The organism is Adlercreutzia sp. (assembly GCF_056795635.1).
Window position 1 is genome coordinate 46,506 of record NZ_JBQIIT010000009.1, and the last position, 23,971, is coordinate 70,476.

Consider the following 23,971-nt stretch of genomic DNA (forward strand, 5'->3'; position numbering starts at 1 on the left):
AACCCATGAGAGAAAAGTCCCTGTCCCGCCGTGGCTTCGTAGGGGCTGCGGCCGTTGCCGGGGCGGCCGCCGCTTTTGGCGGCGCGCTTTCAGGCTGCACGGCGAAGCAGGCGTCCAGCGAGGCGAACCTTTCGGAAACGGGGGGCGAGGAGGCCCTGAGCATTCCGAAGTACGACTTCTATACGACAAGCTGCCATGGCTGCATCACCACCTGCCCCATGAAGGTGTACATGGAAGACGGCGTGGTGCGTAAGATCGAGGGTCATCCCGCGGGGGCCGAGAACCAAGGTTCGGCCTGCGTAAAAGCGCTGAACCAAATTCACACGTGCTACAGTCCCCGCCGCGTTCTCTATCCCATGCGCCGCACGGGCGCTCGGGGCGCCGAGAACATGGCCTTCGAGCGTGTCACTTGGGATGAGGCCATTGAAGAAGCTAGTAGCAAGTGGCTTGAGATCTTCGAGAAGTACGGCACTTATTCTATGCTGTCCACCACCGGTGGCGGCGGCGCCTACGTACCGGCTCCCATGCTTCCGACGGTTTCCGCGTCGTGCTATTCTCCCAACGCCTTCGAGCCTGGCGCCGCACAGTGCTTTCTTCCCCGTGTGTGCGTTACGCAGCTCATGGGCTTCAAGATGAGCGACTCTATCGCCGACAATGAGGTGCGCGAGCCCTTCAAGGGGTTTAGCAAGGCCGACCGTGAGGCGGGCATCACCAACGACTGCGAGGTGCTGGTGCTGTGGGGCACGCAACCGTCCTCGTCTCAGACGGCCAAGGCCGGACGCGCCATGGCCGAGCTGCGCGCGAATGGCTGCAAGACCATCGTCGTCGATCCTATGCTCACCCCTGACGCGGCGAAGGCCACCATCCATCTGCCGCTGCGCCCCGGCTCCGATTGCGCTCTGGCGCTCTCGTGGTACCGCTATATCTTCGAGAACAAGCTGTACAACGAGGAGTTCACCAAGTATTGGACTAACCTGCCCTGTGTGATTGACCCCGACACGCTGCTGCCCCTCTTGGCCACTGACGTGTTCGACGGATATACGCCCACCACGCCCGAGGACACTCCGGTGTATGTGTGCATTGATGAGGCGACGGGGGAGGCAGCTCCGCTGCCGTATGGGATGCCGGAGGACGTGGGGGTAAACCCCAGCGTGTTCGGTGAGGTGCCCATCAACGGCAAAGCCTGCAAGACCGCCGGCCAGTACTACAAGGAGGAGGCCGAGCCCTGGACTTTGGAGAAGACGGCCCAGTTCTGCTGGCTTGATGCCAACAAGATCGAGGAGGCCATCAAGCTGTACGTGTCGCCGTACCAAAACGGATCCGATGGCGGTGGTGGCATCGGTCATGGTGTCGCGACCGACATGATGGAGTGCTCGAGCCAAGCGCCTCTTGGCACGGCGGGACTCGATTCCATCATGGGCTACGTGCAGAAGCCCGGCTGTGCCCTTACTCTCACCGGCATCGGCGCCGGTGGCCCAGGCGGCGGAATGGGCGGCGATCAGGCGACGCTCGATGCCACGAACAAATGGGGCAAGTGCATCGCCGATGGCGTTCAGCCGCGTCCCACTCAGGGCGAGACGACCGACTTCGGCATCGGCTACACCATGGGCGCCACCGAGGAGGCCAATCGTGCCAACTACGAGTCCTACGCCAGTCCGGAGCAGGACTGCTTCCAGCAAATCGTTCTCGATCGACTGGGAGTGTCGAATCATCGCGGTCTTGCCCATTGGTATCAGTCCCATATTCCGGCGGTGCGCCAGGCAGTTGAGACCGGCGAGCCGTGGCGCCCGCGCGCTTGGCTTGACACTTCGGGCAACAAGTTCGCCATGCTGGGCAGCGCCGGTGCTTGGTACAACGCGGCGCTGGAGAACGTGGAATACGTTGTGCACCAGTATCCGCATTTCACCTCCTTCGACGCCGAGCTGACCGACATGTTCTTCCCCACCGAGGAGTGGCTGGAAATGTGGAACCCCGGCAGCTCCCAGCTGAACATCGAGACTCCTTGCGGCTCCCTCATCCACCTCGGCGAGGCCGTGGACACGGGCCGCCCCTACTCTCGTTTCCTGGAGGCCTTCTACGAGAAAGCCAATCAGAAGCTCGACTCCATCGTGTTCAATGGCACGGGTCAGACCCTCGCTGAGATCGGCGTGCAGTTCCCGCTCGTACAGATCCGCTCCGGTTCCGACGAGTCTAACAAGCAGCAGCGCCTCCGGCAGGGTGCCTCCATACTGGGCATCGAGGTGGCCGAAGGCGAGTCTGTCACCGAGGATCAGTATCGCGAGGCTTGGAAAAACAATCCGGTCTACAAGGTGAGCACGCCCTCCGATGAGTACTGGACCTACGGCCATTACCTGGTGCTTGCCAACGACGGGCTCCCCTACGGCTTCCCTACGGTGTCTCGCAAGGTCGAGGTGTACTGTACGGCTATGGTGCGTCTGGGCCAGACCGGTTTCCCCTACAACTGGCCGAAGGGCTTCGATGCCCCCGTCGATTCGCGCATCGCGAATTTCCACGGCACCTATGCGCCCATCTGCGTGGTTCCGAAGGCCAAGGAAACGCCGGACGTGGGAGAGGGCTTCGAGGACTTCGTCATGGATCCCGACCCTGATTTCCCCTTGGCGCTCACCTCGGGCCGCCGCGTCTTCTTCCATCACGGCACCATGCGCCACGCGCCCTATTCCCGCGAGCTGTATCCGGTGCCCTTCGCTTACCTGAACCCCGAGACGGCGGCAGAGTACGGTATTGGGGACGGGGATTGGATCGAGGTTTCCTCTCGCCGCACCCAGGGCGCCGACTACGATCCGTCGAAGGCGGGCACCGAGCGTTCCTACGCGGGGGAGAAGGAGCAGAACACCAAGACGGCCGAGCCCATCCGCACGGTGGCCTATGTGACTCAGATGGTGGCGCCCAAGGTCATCTTCATGGAGCGCTTCTGGAACCCCGAGTGCTTCGACAACTCCCAAGAGACCAAGACCGGCGGCTGGGCCGAGTGCGGCGTGAACGTCATCACGAACGCCGTGGACGCCAACTTCAACGAGGCGTTTGGCTCTTACACCAACCGTGGTTTCGCCGTGAATATCAAGAAGTCGGAGCGCCCTGACCGCGTATGGGTGACCCCGGAGGAGTTCGAGCCCTTCATGCCCACCGCGGCAAATCAGGCTTCTAACGATGTGGGTGTCCTCATCGACAATCCCGCCATGCTCACCGCGGTGAGCAGCTTCGATCCGGTTGAGGTGGAGTCCGGCGGCATGGGAGGCGGCCCGAAATAGCCCCTTGAGGAACAATGAGAGCGAACAAGACACAGAAGGAGTCTGATAATGTCTAGGAGATGCCTAGTGGTGGACCTCGACCGTTGCTCGGGGTGCCATACCTGCACAGTGGCCTGCAAGTTTGAGAACGATCTGGGCCTGGGCAATTATCGGTGCGACGTGCTGGACGTGGGCCCGGTAGGCACCCATCCCAACGTAGAGATGTACTGGATGCCCATCATGTGCCAGCAGTGTGAGAACGCCCCGTGTGTGGAGGTGTGCCCGACCGGAGCCTCTTTCCGCGCTACGAACGGCGTGGTGACCGTAAACGAGGAGACGTGCATCGGCTGTATGTCGTGCCTTACGGCTTGCCCCTACTCCACCGCCGATGGGCAGTCTCGCCCCAGCGTGCGGTGGCTGCGCCCCGATACCAACACCGTGACGAAGTGCACGCTGTGCAACCACCTTACCCAGAACAGCGATGGTATTGAAAACGAGGACGACACCTACGACGAGGCCCATTGCGTGCCTCCCTGCGTGCACAATTGCTGCAACGGTGCCCGTTACTTCGGCGACCTCGATGACGAGAACTCCGTGGTTGCTCAGGCGGTGGCGGCCGCTGAGGCGGCCGGCCGCGGCGTGTACCATCTGGAGGTAGACGGTGCCCAGCCGGTGTGCTGTTACATTCTCTCCGAGGACGTGGCCACGTGGCAGGGCCTGGATAATTGCCAGGTTCTGTACGCGAAGGGCTAGTTCGAGGCTGATTCCCGAGGGCTGCCGGCGTCTCCTCCCTCCCGCCGGCAGCCCTTGCGGAGAAAAAAGGAGTTTCCCATGAATATGAAGGGCGAAGTGAAATCTGTGCTGGACGATAGGGCGGCAAGCTACCGCATGTTCTCTCGGCTGTTCCTCAAGCCGCTGACCGCCGAGGACATCGAGGGCCTGTCTGAGAGGTCGTTGGAAAGCCAGGGGGGCAGCTTGGCCGACACCTCGGAGGAAGTTTCCGCGGGCGTCGAGCTTTTATCGGCGGGCTTCAACGACATGGGCCGCGGGTTGCACCGCCGCCATACAGGCACCCAGCGTTTGCTGAGCACCGACTTCACGATGTGCTTCGACGGCGTGAGCAGTTTCGAGGGCCTTGTGGCCGTTCCTTATGCGAGCATTTACAACGGCAGCATTAAAGGCGATAAGGCCGTTTTCTTCCAGGAGCCCCGCGCCAACGACCTGGCTGCCTATCGGCGAGAGCACATTGCGGTGGATGCGAGCCTGCATTTGCCGGAAGACCATCTCAGCTTCGAGATGAGCTTCATGGCCGATTTGTCCGACAAAATGGGAGAGGCTCTCCAGAGGAACGAGGTAGAGGAGGCCTTGCGGCTCGTTGAGGTGTCGCAGACTTTCTTGAGCGACAACATCTTGAGCTGGTACGGATCCTTTTACGAGCGGGCGTTGAGCATCGTCCAAACACGGTTCTATCGGGGAGTGCTCAAGGCAACGTTCGGCTATTTGCTTCTCGATCAGGAGACCCTCGGCGATCTGAGAGACCTCATTTCTTGAGTTCTGCTCGATATTTTATCCGAAAGGATTCACCATGAGTTTTGTGGCCGTGATGCTTTGCGCCCTTGCGTTCACCTTGGCGTTCAAGGATCTTATCCGAAAGGCGCCGGTGCTGTTCTACGGGGCGGCCCTGGCGCTTTCCGCGCTTTATGCCATATCGGGCGTTGTGAGCTATCCCGTTGATTTCAAGCTGCTGCTCTTTTTCCTGACTCAGAAGGGGACGCTGGCCACAGCTTTGTTTATCGTGGTCATGTACATAGGTGTTTTTCGGGACGTCGATTTTGTTCGCCATCGTCTGCTGCCCGTGCGCGCGCCGTTGTCCATTGTTGCGTCAATTCTCATCCTCGGCCACGTCGTTAAGTACGCCTTTTCCTTTGCGACGTCGATGGGGATGCTCTCTCCGGTGCTTCAGATAGGCCTTGGGGCCGGGGTTGTGGCGTTTTGGCTGATGGTTCCCTTGGCAATTACGTCCGTTCAGGCCATCAAGAAGGCAATGAGCGCGGGCGTGTGGGTGGTGCTGCAGAAGTGGGCCTACCTCTTCTACGGCTTGGTGTATGCACATCTCGCCCTCCTCCTCGCCCCCTCGGCTCTGAGCGGTGTGGACGGCACGTCAGCCGAGGGGTTCGTTGTGTATACCGTGCTCTTCGGGGGGTACGCGGCGCTGCGTGTTGCTAAGGCCGTTTTAGATCGACGAAAGACCGTCGAACGGCAGCGGGATAAAGGCGACTCTCTGATCGACGAGGCTCCCGCGCCGTCCTCTCCCAATTCGCCCTTCGGAGTGTTCGGGAGGATCCCCAATAGCGAAAAATAGCGAAACTGGAGTTTCGCTAAGTGTTTAGTGCCAAGACGTTGTTTACATCCGGGTAGTGACAAATAGGGAGGCCTCCGTCAAGCTGTGAGTTGTCGAGATTCATAGCAGAGGGGGCCTCCCATGAGACAGCATCCTAACGCAAAGCTGACCCCGAGGGGGCGGGAAACCCTCGTTTCCCGCATAGAATCCGGCGTCGGCGTGGCCGACGCCGCCCGCCAGATGGGCGTCAGCCGCCAGACGGCCTCGAAGTGGCTTGCCCGCGCGGCCCGGGGCGGGGACGGCCTGCCTGCACGTCGCCGTCGACGACTTCAGCCGGGCCGCCTACGCCGAGCTGCTGCCCGACGAGAGGAAGGGCACGTGCGCGGCGTTCGTGGCCCGCTGCCTGGGATTCTTCGGGGAGATGGGCGTGGAGGTCGAGCGCGTGATGACCGACAACGGGCCGGGCTACAGGAGCGCCGAGTTCAACGCGCTGCCGGAGGGGCGGGGGATCCGCCACGTCTATACGAGGCCCTTCAGCCCCTGGCAGAACGGCAAGGCCGAGCGCATGAACCGCACGATCGCCCAGGAGTGGCAGTACGCCAGGGCGTGGGGGAGCGAGGCGGAGAGGGCCGCCGCCCTCCCCGCCTTCATCGAGCGCTATAATTGGGATCGGCCGCACAGCGCCTGCGGGGGCCTTCCGCCCATGTCGCGCATCGTCGGCGTAAACAACCTATTGGCACACAACACCTAGGGCCGTCCCAGCGACGGCCCTCTTCTTGCTTTTCCTCAGAAAATGCCAGTTCGACCCTGCTTTGGCAAGCGGCGGATTCTCCCTTCTGCTATACCTGCCTCCAACTGGCATTTTTCTGCCACTTCAGGCCCGTAATGGCAGAGGGTCTCTGCGTGCGGCGACCATTTCGACCCTTAACTGGCATTTTGAGCGATATTCGAAAAGCGGGCCCCTTCGAAATGCTGGACACATTCGAAATATCGAGAATCTTGCAGGCAAAAGGTGCTCACGCGCGCTTCTTGCGGAAACTGGCGGCGGCCAGGGTGAAGAATAGGGCACAGTATGGCGAGATCGAACCCTACGGCGGCGAGGTTCGCGCCACGCAGCATAATGGCTCGCAGGGCATCTACGCCGTAGGTCATGGGCATAAAGCTGCTCAAGGCCGAGCGCCACCCGAAGTCCCCATCGCGTTGCTCGCTGTCCTTTCAGAGAAGTGATGCTCATGTCTACGTACGCCTTTCCCCTCCAAGTTTTCCGGCCTTCCTGCAGCAAAAATACTGCTTGATGAGGCCGGAGCCGGGCCTCGCGAGAACTTACGAAAAGCACTCAAAGGTTTTCCTCACGGCTTACCGAAGCTTTACTGTGCCGATCTATCGTTGAGTTGTTCGCTGAACGATGAAACCCGAGAAAGGACTTCTCATGATAGATGATGCGATTCCGGATCTTGTATCCCGCCGCAACTTCCTGCGCGGGGCCGTGGGCCTGGCGGGAACGGTGTCCATGGGCGCGCTGCTCGGCTGCTCCTCGGACGAGCCAAGTTCGGTGGCCGTAGCTGCCACCGGCGAAGGCGGGGCGCAAGGGGGCTCTGCGGCCGCAACGCCGAAGTACGTGTTCCTCTTCATCGGCGACGGCATGAGCTACCCCCAAATTCAGGCAACAGCCTACTTCAACGGCACCCAGCAGGGCGGGGAAGAACCGACCATCGAGCGCGTGAGCTTCATGGACTTCCCGGCCATCGGCTCCCAGTACACCTACGACAGCACCTCGTTCTGCCCCGATTCCGCCTCCACGGCCACCTCCATTGCCTCTGGGCGCAAGACGGCCAGCGGGGTCATCAACGTGTCGCCGGACGCCTCCGAGCACTTCGAGACCATCGCCGAGAAACTGAAGCGCCAGCTCGGCTACAAGGTGGGCGTGCTCACCAGCGTGAATCTGAACCATGCGACGCCGGCGGCCTTCTACGCTCATCAGCAGTCGCGCAAGAACTATTACGAGATCGGTCAGGAGCTTATTGCGAGCGGGTTCGACTACTTTGCCGGCGGCGGCCTGCTCAACCCTACGGGCGCCAGTGATAACCGCATCGATCTGTACGAGGCGGCGCGTGATGCCGGCTACGTGGTGGCGCGCACCTACGACGAGGCCGCCCATGTCACGGCTGGTAGCAAGGCGCTGCTTGTGGCGGAGAAACTGGCCGACGAGGACGCGCTTTCCTACGCGATGGATGCGTCGGCCGACGAGTGGTCGCTGCGCGATTACGTGGCCAAGGGTATCGAGGTGCTGGGTGACGGCGACGCTGGCTTCTTCATGATGTGCGAGGGCGGCAAGATCGACTGGGCGTGCCATGCGAATGACTGCGCCGCCGCCATCCACGACGTGATGGCCTTGGAAGACTGCGTGGCTGAGGCAGTGGCGTTCTGCAAGGACCATCCCGACGAGACTCTGATCGTTGTGACGGGCGACCACGAGACGGGTGGCTTGACCATCGGCTATGCAGAAACCAACTACGACACTTTCCTGGCCAACATCGCGCGGCAGAAGATCTCCTATGCCAAATTCGACAGCGATTACGTGGCCGGCTATATTGATGCCGGAGCAACCTACGAGCAGGCGATGGAAGATGTGGCCCAACTGTTCGGGCTGGAAAGGCCGGCCTCGGCGCTGTCATCGGGCGCCGCCGCCGACGCGCAAGCGGCCGAGGCCGAGCCGGGCAGCCTGATGCTCACTGCCTACGAGGACGAGCAGCTGCGCGAGGCCTACGAGCGAACTGTGGCCGTCGGCGCCGGCGACCAGGAGGACATGACCCAGGAAGAGTACGTCCACTACGGCACCTACGAGCCCTTCACGGTGACTCTCACTCATCTGCTCAACCGTAAGTCGGGTGTCGATTTCTCCACCTACGCCCATTCGGGACTTACCGTGCCCGTGTTCGCCATGGGCGCTGGCGCCGAAGTTTTCGACGGCTTCTACGACAACACCGAAGTCTACGCGAAGTTAGCCGCGCTGACTGGCGTCGCCTAGATTGTTTTGTCGCCCTCGCCGTCTTGCTTGTCGAGATTTCTCTCCTCCTCTTCGTGTCACCCTTCATCTGTTTTCTCCTCTCTGTCTGGTCGGAGCGCGTCCCCTCCCAAGCGCTCCGGCCTTCTTGCGGCGAGTCGCACCATTAAGTAACTTTCCGGCATCTGAAAAACGCCGGAGCGGCCGAAGAGATGTCAAAGGTGCCTGAAGGGCACGGAAATGCCACTTCGACCCCGAAATGGTAAGGCCGAACGGGGGTGGTCTGCCATATCTGCCCTCAACTGGCATTTTTCTGCCACTTCAGGCTCGTAATGGCAGAGGCATTCGTCGGCCGCCGACCATTTCGGCCCTCAACTGGCATCTACTCGGCGAAAGCGCGGCGCCTGGAAATACGCCCGGGCAGCTGCTCGGAGTTGCCATTGACGCGCGAGCCAAATGACAGTCAAGTAAGCGCTTCAGGCGTTTGGCGCTGGGGTTTTACCGAAGCTTTTCAAAACTGACGGGGACTCTTTACGGGTGTTGCTCGGTTCTTTTACGAAGCGGGGCCCATCATGGATGCACGGAGGCGACCCTTCCCTTGCGGGCCGCTTTCGAAAGTTGAATGGCCTTGCGGGGCGGCGGTTCTGGGATACTGCCCCGCGCACGTGAAAGGAACAATGGCATGAAAGTATCCTCTGGCACTTCTTGTTTGTCGCAGCGGTTGCGGCGCCTGGTGGCGTTCGTTGGAGCGGCGGCCCTATGCGGTGCGCTGGCACTGGCGCTTGCGGGTTGCGCGGCCGGCTCGGCCGGCGATGCGGCTGCAGCGGGTGACGCAGGCGGCGCGGCCAGCGCTCCCATCTCGGTGTATTCTCGCGAAGACGGCTCCGGCACCCGTGGCGCCTTCGTGGAGCTGCTCGGCATCGAGCAGAAGGACGCCAACGGCGACAAGGTGGACATGACCACGCCTACGGCCGCCATCACCAACTCCACGGCGGTTATGATGACGTCGGTTGCCGGCGACCCCAACGCTATCGGCTATATCTCCCTCGGCTCGCTCGATGACACGGTGAAGGCGGTGTCTATCGACGGCGTCGCGCCCACGGCCGCCGCGGTGAAAGACGGCTCCTATGCTATCGCGCGCCCTTTCAACATCGTGACCAAGGGTGAGCTCGCGGCCCCGGCCGCCGACTTCCTCGCGTTCATCATGAGCGCCGAGGGCCAGGCCGTGGTGAGCGACAACAACTATATCGCCATCGATGATGCGGCAGCTCCCTTCGCTTCCAACGGCGCTGCGGGCAAGGTGGTCGTGGCCGGATCCTCTTCGGTCACGCCCGTCATGGAGAAGCTGGCTGAGGCTTTCCAGGCCGCCAATCCCCAGGTGACGGTGGAGGTGCAGCAATCCGATTCCACCACGGGCGTGAACATGGCGCTCGATGGCACCTGCGACATTGGCATGGCCTCCCGTGAGCTGAAGGATTCCGAGACGGGTGTCGGCGCCACGGCCACGGCCATCGCTCTGGACGGCATCGCGGTCATCGTGGCGCCTTCGTCCTCGGTGAGCGATCTCACATCTCAGCAGGTGTGCGACATCTACACCGGTGCGGCTACCAGCTGGGCCGACGTCGCCTAGCGCCTAAGCGAGCCCGACCATGTTGTTCTCTCTGTTGAATGCGCCGGCGGTAACTGCCTCTGCGGATGACGGCCCCGGTGGCCCGGCCCTCGGCATGGCCCCTGCTGCGCGCTCCGGCGGCGCAGCTCTGGGTGGCGTGGCGCCCGGTGCGGCCCCTGGTGGCATGGCCCCTAGCGGCGCGGGCTCTGGCGACTCAGGCCCGGATGCTCCCGCAGCCGCTCGTGCGCCAAAGCGTCCGCATGCTCTCCGCGAGGGGGCCGCTCGCGCTCTGTTCGCCATGGCTGCGGCCCTCTCCATTGCCGCCGTGGCGCTGATCTGCCTGTTCCTTCTGGCCAACGGCGTGCCCGCTATGGCCAAGATCGGGCTGCCCGAGTTCCTCTTCGGCACCACGTGGCGCCCGGCCAACGACCTGTACGGCATCTTCCCCATGATTGTGGGCAGCCTGTACGTGACGGCTGGCGCCATGATCGTGGGCGTTCCTGCGGGCCTTCTCACGGCGGTGTATCTCTCGCGGTTCGCTCGCGGCCGCGTGGGCTCCTTCCTGCGCAGCGGCGTGGAGCTGCTCGCTGGTATTCCGTCGGTGGTCTACGGCTTCTTCGGCCTGGTCATCATTGTGCCTTTCGTGCGTCTGCTCGGGCCGGGCACGGGGCTTTCGGTGCTGGCGGCCAGCCTCATTTTGGGCATCATGATCCTGCCCACCATCATTACGGTGGCTCAAAGCGCCCTGGATGCCGTGCCCGCCCGCTACTACGAGGGGGCCCTGGCTCTTGGCGTCGACCACGAGCACGCCGTGTTCAAGGTGGTGGCTCCGGCGGCTGTCTCTGGCATCATGGCCGCCATTGTGCTGGGGCTGGGCCGTGCCATTGGTGAAACCATGGCTGTGGTCATGGTGGCCGGGAACATGCCGATTATTCCCGACTCGCTGCTTTCCGGTGTGCGCACCATGACAGCCAACATCGTGCTGGAAATGGGCTATGCCGCCGATTTGCACCGCGAGGCCCTCATCGCCACGGGGGTCGTCCTGTTCGTATTCGTCCTGCTAACCACGCTGCTGCTCAGCGTCATTCGGAAGAGAGGCGAGGCGCGATGAGCATCGCTTTCAACCTGCGTTTCCTGCGTTTTCGCCGTCCGAGGCCACCGGTGGTTGCCTGTTCGCCGGTGCTGGGCGCCCTGGGCGCCGTCGATCTCGCGCCCGTCTATTTCGCCGAGGAGGACGCCCTTAAGGCCCGCGCCGCGCACGCAGTGCGCCGCCGTCGCGCGATGTCGGCTCTGCTGCGCTGGCTCACCTATGCCGCCGCAGCGGTAACCGCGGCCGTGCTGCTGTTCGTGGTGGGCTACATCCTGGTGCGCGGCGTGCCCGCGCTCACCCCCGACCTGTTCCAGTGGGAGTACACCTCCGAGAACGTGTCGCTTCTGCCAGCGCTGGCCTCCACGGTCGTCATGGCGCTGTCGGCTTTGGCGCTCGCGGTGCCCGTGGGCGTTGGTGCGGCCGTCTATCTGGTGGAATACGCCCGCCGCGGCAGCCGGTTCGTGCGTCTGGTGCGCGTGACCGCCGAAACGCTGCAGGGCATTCCCTCCATCATCTACGGTCTGTTCGGCATGCTGTTCTTCGTGACGGCCTGCGGCTGGGGCCTCTCGCTTCTGTCCGGTGCCTGCACGCTGGCCATCATGGTGCTGCCAGTCATCATGCGCACTACCGAGGAGGCGCTCTTGGCCGTGCCCGATTCCTATCGCGAGGGCGGCTTCGGCCTCGGCGCCGGACGGCTGCGCACCGTGGCCCGCTGTGTGCTGCCTTCGGCGGTGCCCGGCATTCTGGGCGGCGTCATCTTGGCTCTCGGCCGCTGCGTGGGCGAGGTGGCGGCCCTGCTGTTCACCGCCGGCACGGTGGCCCAAATTCCCGACTTCGGCGGCCAGGGCATCTTCGCCCTGTTCGACTCTTGTCGCACCTTGGCCGTGCACATGTACACCCTGGCCTGCGAGGGTCTGCATGTGAACGAGGCCTACGCCACGGCCGTGGTGCTGCTGACCCTGGTTCTTTTACTGAACGCCGCCATGAGGTTGGTGGCGACAAAGATGGAAGTGAGCAAGAAATGACGAGCTTTTTGAAAGAACGCGCGAACGAGATGAGCGCTTCGGAGCCGGTTGGTGACTCTTCGGCCGACGTTGTGTGTGCCGCCTCCGGGCCCGCGCGCGCTTCCGCCCCCGCAAAGATGGCCGTCGAGCACCTCAACCTGTTCTACGGCGACTTCCAGGGTCTGCGCGATATCAATCTCGCCTTCCCGGAAAACCAGGTGACCGCGCTCATCGGACCGTCCGGCTGCGGAAAATCTACGCTTCTGAAAACCCTGAACCGCATGAACGATCTGGTTGAAGGGTGCCGTGTGGAAGGCTCGGTCACCCTGGACGGCACCGATGCTTACCGTTCCCTCGATCCCACCGACCTGCGCCGCCGCGTGGGCATGGTGTTCCAGCAGCCCAACCCCTTTCCCATGAGCATCTACGACAACGTTGCCTTCGGCCCCCGCAGCCACGGGGTGCGCGCCAAGGCCGACTTGGACATCATTGTGGAGGAGTCGCTGCGTGCGGCAGCTATCTGGGACGAGCTGAAAGATCGCCTGAAGAAGAACGCGCTTGGGCTGTCGGGCGGCCAGCAGCAGCGCCTGTGCATCGCCCGTGCGCTGGCCGTGCAGCCCGAGGTGCTGCTGCTCGATGAGTCCACGAGCGCTCTCGATCCCATCTCCACGGCGAAAATCGAGGAGCTCATCGGCCAGCTGAAGGAGCGTTATACGGTGATCATGGTGACCCATAATATGCTGCAGGCCCTGCGCATCTCCGACAAAACGGCATTCTTCCTGCTGGGCGAAGTGGTGGAAGCCAGCGACACCGACACCATCTTCTCGACCCCCACCGACCCCCGCACCGCCGACTACGTCGCCGGTCGTTTTGGGTAATCGGCAGCCCGCGATTTTACCTTCATTTTACGTGGCTCTTACGGCGGCCGCTCAATGGGGGTTCATACTCCTTCCCTGCTGAGACGAGCACGGGCCGCCGGGGCGCGACCTGCCGACAAATGCGGTTCGCAAGGGGCGGGCCGCCGTAAGAAGGAGACGCAGAGGTGGAAGAACTGCTTCAAATCGGGTTGGGACTGTTCGGTGGCTTGGCCCTGTTTCTGTACGGCATGAACCTCATGAGCGGCAGCCTGCAAGAGGCCGCTGGCGAGCGCATGCGATCTATTCTGGCAGTCGTGACGAAGAACCCGCTGGTGGCGGTGCTCGCCGGCGCTGTGGCCACGGCGGTGTTGCAGAGCTCGTCGGCCACTACCGTTATGACCATTGGCTTCGTGGCTGCCGGCCTCATGAACCTGCGCCAGGCCATCCCCATTATCATGGGCGCCAACATCGGCACCACCATCACGGCCCAGATCATCGCCTTCAAGCTGTCCGATTACGTGCTCGGCATTGTGCTCGTGGGCTTCATCATCATGTCGGTGGCGAAGCAGTCGAAGGTGAAGCTTACCGGTACGGCCATTTTCGGCTTCGGCCTTTTGTTCCTCGGCATCGACACCATGGGTGCCGTCATGAAGCCCCTGGCTGAGAACCCCGTGTTCACTGACGTGATTGCCCAGGTCACCGGCGTGCCGATTCTGGGAGTGGCCGTGGGCACCGTCATGACCCTGGTGGTGCAGAGCTCCAGCGCCACCATCGCCGTGCTGCAGAACTTCGCCGCCCAGGCCGGCCCCGACGGTGCCAGCGTCATCGGCTTGGAAGGGGCCCTTCCCATTTTGCTCGGCGACAACCTGGGCACTACCATCACGGCTCTTCTGGCCGCTGTCGGCCAGAGCCGCGACGCCAAGCGCGTGGCCCTGTCCCACTGCATCTTCAACCTCTCTGGGTGCCTGCTGTTCGTGTGGCTCATCGGCCCCGCCGCCACCGTGGTGGCCGCTCTCACCCCGGGTCCCGAGATCGAGGTCATCGCCCGCCAGATCGCCAATGCCCACACCCTGTTCAATGTGACCATGACGCTGCTGTGGCTACCGCTGGTGTCTCTGATGGTGCGCATCGTCATGGCGGTGCTGCCCGACCGCCCCCGCCGTCCTCGCAATCCCGTGGCCGAGGGCCCCTTCGCCCCCGATGCGGCCGCCGCTTGAGTCTGCATGACAGGTCGGTAACGGCCCCGTAGCCATCCCTGTGCTCCTTGCGGGGAAGCGGCTTCGGGGCCGTGCCCGCACCGGCAGATCGGTTACCATAGCCCCATGGAAGAGAAACCGCTCATATACTACGTCGAGGACGACGAGCACATTCGCGATCTGACCGCCTACGCCCTGCGCCAGGCCGGGTTCGCCGTGGAAGCGTTCCCCGATGGCCGTGACCTTGCGGCAGCCTGCCGGCGCGAGCGACCGGCGGCGGTGCTGCTGGACATCATGCTGCCGGGCGTCGACGGCTTGGAACTGCTGCGCCGGTTGCGGGCCGACGAGGCCACCGAGGGCCTGCCGGTCATGATGCTCACGGCCAAGGGCGCCGAGTACGACAAGGTGTGCGGCCTCGATGCCGGGGCCGATGATTACCTGGCGAAGCCCTTCGGCATGATGGAGTTGGTCTCGCGGGTGAACGCCCTGCTGCGCCGGGCCGCCCGTCCTGCCTCAGGCCTCGCCGCGCCGAGCGACCGACTGACTGCCGGGCCCATCGCCCTGTCGCCCGACGCCCGCTCCGTGAGCGCCGATGGCGTCGAAGTGCCCTTGACGCGTAAGGAGTTCGACCTGCTGCGCGTTCTTTTGGAGAACAAGGGCCGCGTGCTCACCCGTGAGCAGCTGCTCGAACGGGTGTGGGGCGTAAGCTTCGTCGGCGAGACGCGCACGGTGGATATGCACATCAAGACGCTGCGCAAGAAGCTGGCGGCGGCCCGGCCCGGGGCCGAAGAGGCCGTGAGCACCGTGCGCGGCGTGGGCTACTGCCTGCGCGAGGTGCCGCGATGAGCGCTGAGCCCGGGGTGCGGTCCGAGAGTGGCGGCCGCGGCGAGCCGGAGGCAGCCCGCTCCTCGGTTGGCGCGGATCCCGCGACGCGAGCCGGGGGTGACGTGGGGGCCACGGCCCGCTTCCGCCCGGGTGCCGCGCGTCGTGGGGGCGCCCCCAGCTTGGGCGGCCGCATCTTCCGGGGCGTGCTGGCCTTCACGCTCACGGGCATCGTCATGCTCACTCTCATGTTAGCGGGCATCTTCTACGCCACCATGATGCAGCTGCCCAACGCCGGCGCCGTCATGGCCGAGTTCTTCGCGAGCGATCTTGCGGTGTGCGTGCTGGCCACTCTTATTGTGGGCACGGTGCTCGCCTTCGCCATATCGCGTCTGCTGACGGCCAGCATTATGCGGCCGCTCGATAATCTGGATCCGGCCGAGCCGTGGAAGACACCCGTCTATGCGGAGATGGAGCCGCTCATCGAGCGCATCGATTCCCAGCGCCGCACCCTGCGGGCCCAAAACGAGGAGCTGGCCCGGGCCGAGAGCCTGCGCCGCGATTTCTCGGCCAATGTGTCTCACGAGATGAAGACGCCGCTCCATGTTATTTCCGGCTATGCTGAGCTCATGGAGAACGGCCTGGTGCCGCCCGAGGACGTGCCGCGATTCGCGGGGCTCATCCATCAGGAATCTCTGGCCATGCGGGCTCTTATCAACGACGTGCTCATCCTGTCGCGCCTCGACGAGGTGCCCCCCGACGAGGCCTCCGCCATACCGGTGGATGTGCGGGCCGTGGCCGAGCGGGCCGCCGGCCGCCTGGCGAAGGTGGCCGAGGAGCGCGCGGTGACCGTGACGGTGCAAGGGGAGTCGGCCGTGGTGCTCGGCCGCGAGGAGCTGATGGAGCAGATGCTCTACAACCTCATCGAGAACGCCATCCGCTACAACGAACCCGGCGGCCATGTGTGGGTAGAAGTGGCGATGGAGCCTGCGGGTGGGGAAGCTGGCCCGGCGGCGGCCCCAGCTGCCTGGGGGTTCGTCTCGGATCGCGATGGCGTGGCCGCGGGCCCCGATGGGGTTGCGACAACAACCTCCGACGGGGCTGCCGCGCCCACCGTGACGGTGCGGGTGCGCGACGACGGTCCCGGTATTCCCGAGGCCGAGCGCGAGAAGATCTTCGAGCGCTTCTACCGCTTGGACAAGAGCCGTTCTAAGGAAACGGGCGGCACGGGGCTGGGCCTCGCCATCGTGAAGCACGGCGCCCAGCGCCACCACGGCACCATCGAAGTCGGCGGCACCGAAGGCGAAGGCGCCCAGTTCACCCTGCGGTTCCCCGGTATTGCGTAGGGAATCCCCGAGCATTTCCTTTCCAGGCGCTGCTTGCAATGAGGGTGACGCTCTGAGGAGAAACCCTCTTCAGGCTGGAAGAACTTGAGGAACGTCCTCCGAGCGGTTACACTTGCGTCAAGAAGACGCTTCCGTACTGGAGTGGTTTCGGGAGCACTCGCATGAACTATAAGCTGTGGGGCCAGGTTGCCCAGTCTGCGGGCAATACCGGCACCCGTGTTGGGGGACAGTGGAATCCTTAGGATGTGAAACAGTAGAACGAGAGCCCGCGACTGAAGGAGGAATGCCATGAGTGGAAAGCGCCTGTCGTTGTGGGCTCTCGTGCTTGTTGTCCTGTTCTGCCCAGCGCTCTTGGTGCTGCCGGGATGCTTGCCCGAACGCATCGACGGCACCGTTGACGCGCTCTCCCCCGTGGACTACGGCATCGACAATTCCAGCTATGAGGCCATGCGCGCTACCACGCCGTCCCATGTAGAGGAAAGTATAGGTACGGCTATCTCCATCGATGCTGAGGTGGTTATGCCCGAGCGGGCGTCCACGGCCATATTGAATGCCGAACCGATGAGGTTCGACCTTTATGCGGAGAGCGTGGCCGCAATGCTCCCTCAGCTCGAAGGACTCGATCTCGTCACCCAGGCTAGTCCCGATTCCCGATGGCGCAGCATGGAGACAGCGCCCCTTGTCGTCGCCGACAGCCTATGGGGAGGTCTCAGTGCTGGGGTGGATTTTCTCGTCTATTTCGAGCCAAACGAGACTTTTCTCAAGGGGCTTTACGAGACGGTAAGCTCAGAAATGCCCTACGTTGACTCGTCGGTCATTCTCGCTGAGGGGGAGTTAGCGGGCTTTTCTGCCGACGAGGCCAAGGGTCAGGTGATCGCGCTTCTCAAGGCAGCCGGCATCGATGACGTGGCTTCCATCAAGGCCTATCCGCTGTCGGTGGGTGTCCTGCATGCCCTGAGGGATCGATACGTGGAGCTTTTTGCGGACGGCGTTGAAGGGCCTCAGTTTGAAGAGGGCGGGGAATTCGCGCAGGAGCGCAAGGATTTCGAGGCTCTCAGTAAGGCCGTATACGACGAGGCTGACGAGATGTACGTGGTGCACCTTCAACTCGAAGCGAACGGCATGCCCCTTGCAGCCTCGTCGCCCGGTACCCGCTACAACATGAGCGCTGACGTGGACACGTTGGGCCCGTGCTGCCTGCGAGCCTATGTGGGACGGCAGGGAATTCGTTCCGTCAACCTCATGGGCGGCTATGGGGCCGGCACGGTGTATCACGACGAATACGAGGCGTTGCTGCCCTTGGATGCCGCCATCAATGCGCTACAGCAACGCTATGGGGCGGTGGCTGCGGCTACGTTGTCGAATGTGGATCGCATTGCCCTGGAGTATTGCCCGCTGGTGGACGGGGAAAACGAAACGGGGATCATATTGGTGCCGGCGTGGATATTCCGCAACGGGGACGATCCTGATCACGCCATTCGAGTGAGCGCCCTGACGGGTGAGGTGATTTGAATGCGTGCGCTACGGGCCGAGCTGCGCCGCGCCCTTCTCTCCCCGTTGTTTTTCGTGGGGACGGCCGTGATCGTGCTCGGCCTTCTCTACGGGGCCTCCGTGGATCTGGCGGCCTCTGCTATCTCGCAGACCGATGCGCTCAGCGTCTTTCGTTACTCCTACTGCTTCAACAATTCATTTCTGTTCGTGGGCGTGGGAGCGGCTATTCCCTTTGCAGGTTCATTCTGCGAAGACTACCGTACCGGAATGCTGAGGCTCCAACTGACACGGGAAAGCCGCTGGCGCTACCTGCTTGCGAAGGTGCTCGCCTGCGCTGTATCGGGAGGAGCCGCAGTCGTATTGGCCTGCGCGGTTTTCTTCTGCGTCTGTGTCGCATTTCGTGGTGAGGCGGCATCCCTCGATACGGGCGAATGGGCCGCCCTAGTGGGCCACGAGCCTTTTGTCGAGCTGATCGTTGAGGGACGCCTCCTCTTGTACGGTCTGCTGTTTTGCGCGGCCCAGTTCATCTACGGGGCCTTTCTTGCGGTCTTTGGTCTCGTGATCTCTATGTTCGCGCTGTATGCTTACGCCGCTTACGCGGCGCCCTTTATCGGAGGCATCGTCTTCGTGAAGCTGGTCAATATCGGGCTGTGGCCTATGAATCTGAACTTGATGACCTTGGCCTATGGGAGCTATTTTGGAGAGGGCCTCCAAACCCTCGCGGTTATTGCGGGCGTGTACGGCTCGCTCGTGGCTCTTATGGCCCTTGTGGGGTTGCATCGTCTCGGGGTGGTGATCGACCATGCGTTGTGAACGCCTTCTCTCCGGGATACGCCCCTTCCTTTCGCTCGCCATGGCTGTTGCGGCCCGCGTGCTGCTGTCGAAGCGCGCAGCGCTGGTCTTTCTCGTTGAGGCGGTGGTTTTTTGGGACGTGCTGGGCCCCGTGGCCTCTTTTGCCGTCGAGTTGGGCTATCGGGTGGGGCCGTGGTCGTTGGTGTTTATGGCGGCCGACCCCATTTGCCAGCTGTTCTTCGTGACGGGCCTCATTTTTCTTCTGGCCGATGCTCCTTTTGTGGCCGAGGGAGAGGCCTCGGTGGCGGTGCGCACAAGTCGAACCTGTTGGGCGGCGGCCCGTATTGCCGCCATCGCCCTGATCGTGATCCTCTACTATCTGGTGCTGCTCGGGATGTCGTGGCTTTTCACGCTGCCGTGGATGACGTTCGCCGTCGAGGGATGGGGCGTGACGCTTACTACTTTGGCTGAGACCGATGCCGCTGAGACGGTGGGATTGCCGCTGGCTTTCGCCATTGGCCTCGTGGGCTCCATGGAGCCTTTGAGCGCTTTGGCGCTGGTGCTTGGTTTTGAAGTGCTGGGAGGGATGGTGCTCGGCCTCATCATTCTGGCGGTAAATTCCCTTACGGGCACTCATTTCGGGGTGGGTGTCGCTGCTTTTGTGGCCCTGTTCGACTTGTTGGCTATCAATACCTTGCCCTATGCCGCTCTGCGCTTTTCTCCGGTTTCCCACGGGCGGCTGACCGTGTTCGACTTCTCTGGCGCATCGCCCTATTTCCCGACACCGCTCGAAGCACTGGGGGTCGACCTTGTCCTGGCGTGTCTTTTCGGGCTGCTCGCTTTGTCGGCGATGAAGGTTATGGAGATACAACCCCGATCGCTGGATTAATGGCGGGGGAGGAGCATTCTATGAATGGACAGACTGAGGAGCAAGGGTCTCGCGAAGCCGTGGAGGAGAGGGTCGCGTCGCATGTTTCGCAACCGGCTCTTGCCTTCGAGGGCTTGGTCAAACGATACGGCGACACCTGCGTTCTGAATCATGTGTCGGCCGTTTTGGGGCCAGGGCAGATTCACGGACTGATAGGGCGCAATGGCTCGGGGAAGACCGTGCTTCTCAAGTGCCTCTGTGGGCTGGCGAGACCCGACGGCGGTCGCATCGCCATCAGGGGGCAGGATGTGCGGCCCTGGCAAAAGGTGCCAGCAGGCATCGGTGTTATCATCGAAACGCCTGGGTTCATCTCGCACTACAGCGGCATGAAAAACCTCGCCTACCTTGCCCGCTTGCAAGGCCGCGCCGACAAGCAGGCTCTGCGCCGAGCCATGGCCGATGTGGGGCTCGACCCCGATAGCCGCAAGCCCGTGGGAAAGTACTCCCTGGGAATGCGGCAGCGGTTGGGCATCGCCCAGGCGTTTATGGAAGGCCAGGATATCTTGCTGCTCGACGAGCCGATGAACGGGCTTGACAAGCAGGGGCTGGCCGACATGAGGGCCCTCTTTCTCGCGCTTAGGGAGGATGGCCGCACCATCGTGCTTGCCAGCCACAGCAGCGAGGATATCGCCGTGCTCTGCGACACCGTACATGAACTGGATCGCGGCAGGATGACGCGCCTGCGCTAGGAGCGTGTGGCCTCACGCCGGCCCCAAGCTCGTGCTGGGGCGTCGCCGGTGTGGCGTCGCCGTCCGGCGCGCCTTACCAGTTGGAGGGTTTCTCCAGGTCGAAGGTGGTGGGCTGCCAGAGGACTACGGACCCGGTGCGGCGGGTGGCGGGCACGTCGATGAGGCGCTGGTTGGAAGAGCCGCACCATTTCAGCTCCAAGGACTTGCGGCTTTCCACGAAGGGGCCATCCACCAGCACGTCCAGGTTGTCCAGCAGCGCGCCTATGGCCAGGTCCCTCTCAAGGCCTTCGACCTGCGCGGCGTCTTCAAGGCCTGCTTCGGCTCGGCGGTCGCGTTCGGCCCGGGCTGTGGCGGTCCGTTTCGCCAGATCGTCGTAGAGGTAGCCGGAATAGCTCCACACGCCGTAGCCGCGGCGCTTCAGCTCGCGGGCCAGCACGGCGCAGGCCGCCGGCTGCTCGAAGGGCTCTCCGCCCGAGAGGGTCACGTTGCGCACGAGCCCGTTGGCCTCGATGTCGGCCAGCAGGTCGCTGATGGCCGTGACGGTGCCGCCTTCGACGGGCTGGCTATCGGGATTGTGGCAGCCAGGGCAGCCGTGGGAGCATCCCTGCACGAACACGGCGTAGCGCAGCCCCGGCCCGTCCACGATGGAGTCGGGCACGGTGCCGTAGAGGGAGATATGGGTAGGAGCGGGAATTTCGGCGTTCCCAACGCGCAGCATGGTCTCGTTCATGGCGGAGATTCTAGCACCCAAGTGACAAAAATGACGTTTGAGCGAGGGGCCGTCAGCATAATTCAACTATTTGAGCCCAAAACCAACGCAAAACGAGCCCCCGTTCCCTGTGACGATTGCGTAAGGTTGGGGGCTTGTTGACCCCGCGACCAATGGTTTATGGCAAAATGAACCGATGTGCATTTAGTCGCAGCTTAAACATGGTAGAAACAAGGAGAAGCACATGGGACTCCTCTCAAGGTTCGAGGGCAAAATGGAAGACACCGTGGAAGGTGCCGCCGACCGCATGGGCGCGGCCCCGCTGTCTCCCGTGCAAATTGCCAAGAAGGCCGAGAAGCAGATGCGCCGCGAGAAGATGGTCGGCGCAGGCAAGCAGTATGCCCCCACGTTGTACACCGTGCTCGTGAATGCCGATGACGACCGGCGCCTTCTGGGCTACTACCCCACGCTGGCCGGCGAGACCGAGACCTATCTGTCCGCCAAGGCCGCCGAGCAGGGCCTCGTCATGGACGGCCAGCCCCTCGTGCGCTTCATCGTGGACGACGATCTGCGCCACGGCAAGTTCGACGTCATCGCCGAGATGGTGGCCTCGCCCCTGGTCGAGCAGCTGCGCCAAGAGGAATACGCCCGCTACGGCATCCTGAACCAGGGCGGCCGGCCCCACGCCGCCGCGCCCATGGCCCCGGCCGCCGGCTACGGCTACCAGGCTCCGGCCCCCGCGCCGGTTCCCGCCGCGCCCCAGACCATGGATTTCAACGCGGCTCCGGCCGATTACGGCTACGACGAGTATCTGGCCGACGACGAGCCGCGCCAGGCCTACATCTACGACATCACCAACGATCGCGCCTTCACCCTTCCCGGCGATGCCGAGACCATCGGGCGCGAGTCGAAGAACGACATCGTCATTCCCGACATCAACGTGTCCCGCGTCCATGCGGAAATTCGCCAGGACGAGTCCGGCGCGTGGATCCTCACCGACCTGGGCTCCACCAACGGCACCTTCGTGAATGGCCGCCAGATCAAGTCCGCGGCCCTTTCCGATGCCGACCGCATCATCGTGGGCACCACCAACCTCGAATTCCAGCTCATCTAGCCGCACATCTGCGGCCATTCGAGCTAAGGAGGATTTCCGGTGATCGATCTCGTTCTGCTTATCGCGCGCCTGCTGTTCGTGGCGCTGCTCTATCTGTTCCTGTTCGCCATCATGCGCACGGGCATCGGCATGGTAAAGGGCTCCCGTAAGAAGGAGCGTACCTGGACCGTATCGGTGGAGCGCGGCCCGAAAGAGCTGCGCGGCGTGTCCATTGCGGTGCACGGCCCCGTTATCGTGGGGCGCTCGCCGGGGGCTGACATCGTCATCGGCGCCGGCTACGTGTCGGGCCGCCATGCTCGCTTCCAGCTCATGGGCCAGAACCTCTTCGTGGAGGATCTGGGCTCGAAGAACGGCACGGCGGTGAACGGTCGGCCCGTCCACGACCCGGTGGCCCTGCGGGATAAGGACCTCGTGACCATCGGCGACGTTGACATGCGCGTGAGGAACCAATAATGGCGAAGGTCAAGGGCCGCAAGAAGGTCCAGACGCCGTTCGGCAGCCGCACCGATGTGGGCTGCGTGCGCGATCACAACGAAGATTCCCTGGTGGTGGCCCCGCCGCTGTACGTGGTGTGCGACGGCATGGGCGGTCACGCCGCCGGCGAGGTGGCCTCCGAGATCGCCGTGGACGTCATCGCCCAGAGCGCCCCGGAACACGCCGACGCGAGCGCTCTGGGCCAAGCGGTGGAAGAGGCGAACCTCGCCATCATCAAGGCTGCCCGGGAGGGGGTGGGCCGCGCCGGCATGGGCTGCACCTGCACCGCCGCTATCCTGGAGAAGGAGCGCCTCGTCATTGCCCAGGTGGGTGATTCCCGGGCCTACCTGCTGCACCACGGCAAGCTCCAGCAGCTCACCCGTGATCATTCCCTCGTGGCCGACCTGATCGAGGCCGGCCAGATCACCGAGGCCGAGGCGCGGGTGCATCCCCAGCGCTCGGTCATCACCCGGGCTCTGGGCAGCGACCCGCGCACCCAGCCCGACCTGTTCGAGATCAACGTGGAGGCGGGCGACCGGCTGCTGCTGTGCTCCGACGGCCTGTCCACGATGCTGGAAGACCCGGAGATCGAGAAGATCCTCGTCAGCGCGAGCGATCCCCAGCGCTGCGCCGCCCAGCTGGTGAACGAGGCCAACGGCCTGGGGGGCTACGACAACGTGACCGTGATCGTGGTGGACGTGACCGGCCTGGCCGAGCAGCGCCGCCGCAAGATGACCCGCCGCTCGCGGGTGACGGCCGCCATGCTCATCTTGCTGCTCGTGGGTATCCTGGCCGGCTGCGGCTATGGGTTCAACTACCTGGCGAGCAACGCCGCCTATCTGGTGGAACAAGAGGGGAAGGTGGCCATTTACCAGGGAGTTCCCGGCGAGCTGTTCGGGTTCACGGCTCACAAGCTCGTTCGCGTGACCGATGTGGCCGTGGACGATTTGCAGCCAGGAGTGGCGAATCGCCTGCGCGAGGAGACCATCAAGGTGGCCAGCGTGGACGACGCCGAGCACCTCGTGGCCGAATACGAGGCCGACATCGCCGGCCGCACTTCCGATGCCGGTGACGGCGCTGCGGGCGCGGGCGCTGGCTCCGATGCCGCGGGTGCGAACGCCGCCGCGGCTGCTGGCTCCGATGCCGGCGACGGCGCGGGTGCGAACGACAGCTCGCCCGCAGGCTCCTCCGTCGACGACGGCGCAGGCTCGGGCGCCTCCGATTCGGGCTCCAAGCCGGGCACCGCGAGGTGATGGC

General features: G+C 63.5%; 21 protein-coding genes and 1 pseudogene. 21 read left to right on the top strand and 1 reads right to left on the bottom strand.

Annotated features, from left to right (window positions below; translation table 11 throughout):
- Positions 1-5 precede the first annotated feature (5 nt).
- The 18 genes and pseudogenes from ACTOXK_RS07085 to ACTOXK_RS07170 all read left to right on the top strand — a co-directional run bounded on the left by ACTOXK_RS07085 (position 6) and on the right by ACTOXK_RS07170 (position 20,417).
- Positions 6-3,269: a molybdopterin-containing oxidoreductase family protein gene (locus ACTOXK_RS07085; RefSeq protein ID WP_482277336.1), complete on the top strand. Its 3,264-nt coding sequence runs from the start codon at positions 6-8 to the stop codon at positions 3,267-3,269.
- A 48-nt stretch (positions 3,270-3,317) separates the two neighbouring features.
- The gene (locus tag ACTOXK_RS07090) at positions 3,318-4,001 is read left to right on the top strand and encodes a 4Fe-4S binding protein (RefSeq protein ID WP_482277335.1); all 684 of its coding nucleotides are present in this window, start codon (positions 3,318-3,320) and stop codon (positions 3,999-4,001) included.
- A gap of 84 nt (positions 4,002-4,085) precedes the next feature.
- Entirely contained in the window at positions 4,086-4,799 is a 714-nt protein-coding gene (locus tag ACTOXK_RS07095) for a TorD/DmsD family molecular chaperone (protein WP_482277334.1), read from the top strand.
- A 34-nt stretch (positions 4,800-4,833) separates the two neighbouring features.
- Positions 4,834-5,610 carry a ferric reductase-like transmembrane domain-containing protein gene (locus ACTOXK_RS07100; RefSeq protein ID WP_482277333.1) on the top strand — a complete coding sequence of 259 codons (777 nt, stop codon included), beginning with the start codon at positions 4,834-4,836 and terminating at the stop codon, positions 5,608-5,610.
- A gap of 120 nt (positions 5,611-5,730) precedes the next feature.
- A pseudogene (locus ACTOXK_RS07105) lies at positions 5,731-5,892 on the top strand (helix-turn-helix domain-containing protein); the annotation flags it as partial.
- Complete coding sequence (locus tag ACTOXK_RS07110; RefSeq protein ID WP_482277332.1) at positions 5,864-6,340, top strand: integrase core domain-containing protein; 477 nt, start codon at positions 5,864-5,866, stop codon at positions 6,338-6,340. The pseudogene ACTOXK_RS07105 and the gene ACTOXK_RS07110, both read left to right, overlap by 29 nt.
- A gap of 678 nt (positions 6,341-7,018) precedes the next feature.
- Complete coding sequence (locus tag ACTOXK_RS07115) at positions 7,019-8,617, top strand: alkaline phosphatase (protein WP_482279885.1); 1,599 nt, start codon at positions 7,019-7,021, stop codon at positions 8,615-8,617.
- Between the two features lie 658 nt (positions 8,618-9,275).
- Complete coding sequence (locus tag ACTOXK_RS07120; RefSeq protein WP_482277329.1) at positions 9,276-10,223, top strand: substrate-binding domain-containing protein; 948 nt, start codon at positions 9,276-9,278, stop codon at positions 10,221-10,223.
- Between the two features lie 19 nt (positions 10,224-10,242).
- Positions 10,243-11,313, top strand: a complete 1,071-nt coding sequence (gene pstC / locus ACTOXK_RS07125; RefSeq protein ID WP_482279886.1) for a phosphate ABC transporter permease subunit PstC — start codon at positions 10,243-10,245, stop codon at positions 11,311-11,313.
- Positions 11,314-11,363: 50 nt separating this feature from the next.
- Positions 11,364-12,317: a phosphate ABC transporter permease PstA gene (pstA, locus tag ACTOXK_RS07130; protein WP_482279887.1), complete on the top strand. Its 954-nt coding sequence runs from the start codon at positions 11,364-11,366 to the stop codon at positions 12,315-12,317.
- Positions 12,318-12,346: 29 nt separating this feature from the next.
- Positions 12,347-13,174 carry a phosphate ABC transporter ATP-binding protein PstB gene (pstB, locus tag ACTOXK_RS07135; protein WP_482279888.1) on the top strand — a complete coding sequence of 276 codons (828 nt, stop codon included), beginning with the start codon at positions 12,347-12,349 and terminating at the stop codon, positions 13,172-13,174.
- 164 nt (positions 13,175-13,338) lie between these two features.
- Positions 13,339-14,370 (top strand): Na/Pi cotransporter family protein, encoded by a 1,032-nt coding sequence (locus ACTOXK_RS07140; RefSeq protein WP_482277326.1) that lies wholly within the window; start codon positions 13,339-13,341, stop codon positions 14,368-14,370.
- Positions 14,371-14,475: 105 nt separating this feature from the next.
- Positions 14,476-15,195, top strand: coding sequence for a response regulator transcription factor (locus ACTOXK_RS07145; RefSeq protein WP_482277325.1), 720 nt, complete (start codon positions 14,476-14,478; stop codon positions 15,193-15,195).
- The gene (locus tag ACTOXK_RS07150; protein ID WP_482277324.1) at positions 15,192-16,517 is read left to right on the top strand and encodes a sensor histidine kinase; all 1,326 of its coding nucleotides are present in this window, start codon (positions 15,192-15,194) and stop codon (positions 16,515-16,517) included. The genes ACTOXK_RS07145 and ACTOXK_RS07150 overlap by 4 nt, the downstream gene beginning before the upstream one ends.
- 288 nt (positions 16,518-16,805) lie before the next feature.
- Entirely contained in the window at positions 16,806-18,029 is a 1,224-nt protein-coding gene (locus ACTOXK_RS07155; protein ID WP_482277323.1) for a hypothetical protein, read from the top strand.
- Complete coding sequence (locus ACTOXK_RS07160; protein WP_482277322.1) at positions 18,030-18,821, top strand: hypothetical protein; 792 nt, start codon at positions 18,030-18,032, stop codon at positions 18,819-18,821.
- Complete coding sequence (locus ACTOXK_RS07165; protein ID WP_482279225.1) at positions 18,811-19,689, top strand: hypothetical protein; 879 nt, start codon at positions 18,811-18,813, stop codon at positions 19,687-19,689. Before ACTOXK_RS07160 ends, ACTOXK_RS07165 begins: the two co-directional genes overlap by 11 nt.
- 20 nt (positions 19,690-19,709) lie before the next feature.
- Positions 19,710-20,417, top strand: coding sequence for an ABC transporter ATP-binding protein (locus tag ACTOXK_RS07170; protein WP_482277320.1), 708 nt, complete (start codon positions 19,710-19,712; stop codon positions 20,415-20,417).
- A gap of 73 nt (positions 20,418-20,490) precedes the next feature.
- Here ACTOXK_RS07170 and ACTOXK_RS07175 read toward each other — a convergent pair whose 3' ends face one another.
- The gene (locus ACTOXK_RS07175) at positions 20,491-21,147 is read right to left on the bottom strand and encodes a 4Fe-4S cluster-binding domain-containing protein (protein ID WP_482277319.1); all 657 of its coding nucleotides are present in this window, start codon (positions 21,145-21,147) and stop codon (positions 20,491-20,493) included.
- A gap of 223 nt (positions 21,148-21,370) precedes the next feature.
- On the opposite strand from ACTOXK_RS07175, the gene ACTOXK_RS07180 reads away from it, so the two are divergent.
- Genes ACTOXK_RS07180 through ACTOXK_RS07190 form a run of 3 tightly spaced genes read left to right on the top strand, consistent with a single transcriptional unit; the run spans position 21,371 to position 23,967 of the window.
- Positions 21,371-22,240 carry an FHA domain-containing protein gene (locus ACTOXK_RS07180; RefSeq protein WP_482277318.1) on the top strand — a complete coding sequence of 290 codons (870 nt, stop codon included), beginning with the start codon at positions 21,371-21,373 and terminating at the stop codon, positions 22,238-22,240.
- Positions 22,241-22,279: 39 nt separating this feature from the next.
- Positions 22,280-22,693, top strand: a complete 414-nt coding sequence (locus ACTOXK_RS07185) for an FHA domain-containing protein (RefSeq protein ID WP_482277317.1) — start codon at positions 22,280-22,282, stop codon at positions 22,691-22,693.
- Entirely contained in the window at positions 22,693-23,967 is a 1,275-nt protein-coding gene (locus ACTOXK_RS07190) for a Stp1/IreP family PP2C-type Ser/Thr phosphatase (protein WP_482277316.1), read from the top strand. The genes ACTOXK_RS07185 and ACTOXK_RS07190 overlap by 1 nt, the downstream gene beginning before the upstream one ends.
- Positions 23,968-23,971 lie beyond the last annotated feature (4 nt).

What these genes read in the sequence shown, in the direction of transcription:
- ACTOXK_RS07085 (WP_482277336.1), top strand. Translation starts at nt 6, where the DNA reads ATGAGAGAAAAGTCCCTGTCCCGCCGTGGCTTCGTAGGGGCTGCGGCC.
- ACTOXK_RS07090 (WP_482277335.1), top strand. Translation starts at nt 3,318, where the DNA reads ATGTCTAGGAGATGCCTAGTGGTGGACCTCGACCGTTGCTCGGGGTGC.
- ACTOXK_RS07115 (WP_482279885.1), top strand. Translation starts at nt 7,019, where the DNA reads ATGATAGATGATGCGATTCCGGATCTTGTATCCCGCCGCAACTTCCTG.
- ACTOXK_RS07145 (WP_482277325.1), top strand. Translation starts at nt 14,476, where the DNA reads ATGGAAGAGAAACCGCTCATATACTACGTCGAGGACGACGAGCACATT.
- ACTOXK_RS07190 (WP_482277316.1), top strand. Translation starts at nt 22,693, where the DNA reads ATGGCGAAGGTCAAGGGCCGCAAGAAGGTCCAGACGCCGTTCGGCAGC.
- ACTOXK_RS07160 (WP_482277322.1), top strand. Translation starts at nt 18,030, where the DNA reads ATGCGTGCGCTACGGGCCGAGCTGCGCCGCGCCCTTCTCTCCCCGTTG.
- ACTOXK_RS07175 (WP_482277319.1), bottom strand. Translation starts at nt 21,147, where the DNA reads ATGAACGAGACCATGCTGCGCGTTGGGAACGCCGAAATTCCCGCTCCT.
- ACTOXK_RS07155 (WP_482277323.1), top strand. Translation starts at nt 16,806, where the DNA reads ATGAGTGGAAAGCGCCTGTCGTTGTGGGCTCTCGTGCTTGTTGTCCTG.
- ACTOXK_RS07180 (WP_482277318.1), top strand. Translation starts at nt 21,371, where the DNA reads ATGGGACTCCTCTCAAGGTTCGAGGGCAAAATGGAAGACACCGTGGAA.
- ACTOXK_RS07095 (WP_482277334.1), top strand. Translation starts at nt 4,086, where the DNA reads ATGAAGGGCGAAGTGAAATCTGTGCTGGACGATAGGGCGGCAAGCTAC.
- ACTOXK_RS07150 (WP_482277324.1), top strand. Translation starts at nt 15,192, where the DNA reads ATGAGCGCTGAGCCCGGGGTGCGGTCCGAGAGTGGCGGCCGCGGCGAG.
- ACTOXK_RS07170 (WP_482277320.1), top strand. Translation starts at nt 19,710, where the DNA reads ATGAATGGACAGACTGAGGAGCAAGGGTCTCGCGAAGCCGTGGAGGAG.
- ACTOXK_RS07120 (WP_482277329.1), top strand. Translation starts at nt 9,276, where the DNA reads ATGAAAGTATCCTCTGGCACTTCTTGTTTGTCGCAGCGGTTGCGGCGC.
- pstB (WP_482279888.1), top strand. Translation starts at nt 12,347, where the DNA reads ATGAGCGCTTCGGAGCCGGTTGGTGACTCTTCGGCCGACGTTGTGTGT.
- ACTOXK_RS07100 (WP_482277333.1), top strand. Translation starts at nt 4,834, where the DNA reads ATGAGTTTTGTGGCCGTGATGCTTTGCGCCCTTGCGTTCACCTTGGCG.
- pstC (WP_482279886.1), top strand. Translation starts at nt 10,243, where the DNA reads ATGTTGTTCTCTCTGTTGAATGCGCCGGCGGTAACTGCCTCTGCGGAT.
- ACTOXK_RS07165 (WP_482279225.1), top strand. Translation starts at nt 18,811, where the DNA reads ATGCGTTGTGAACGCCTTCTCTCCGGGATACGCCCCTTCCTTTCGCTC.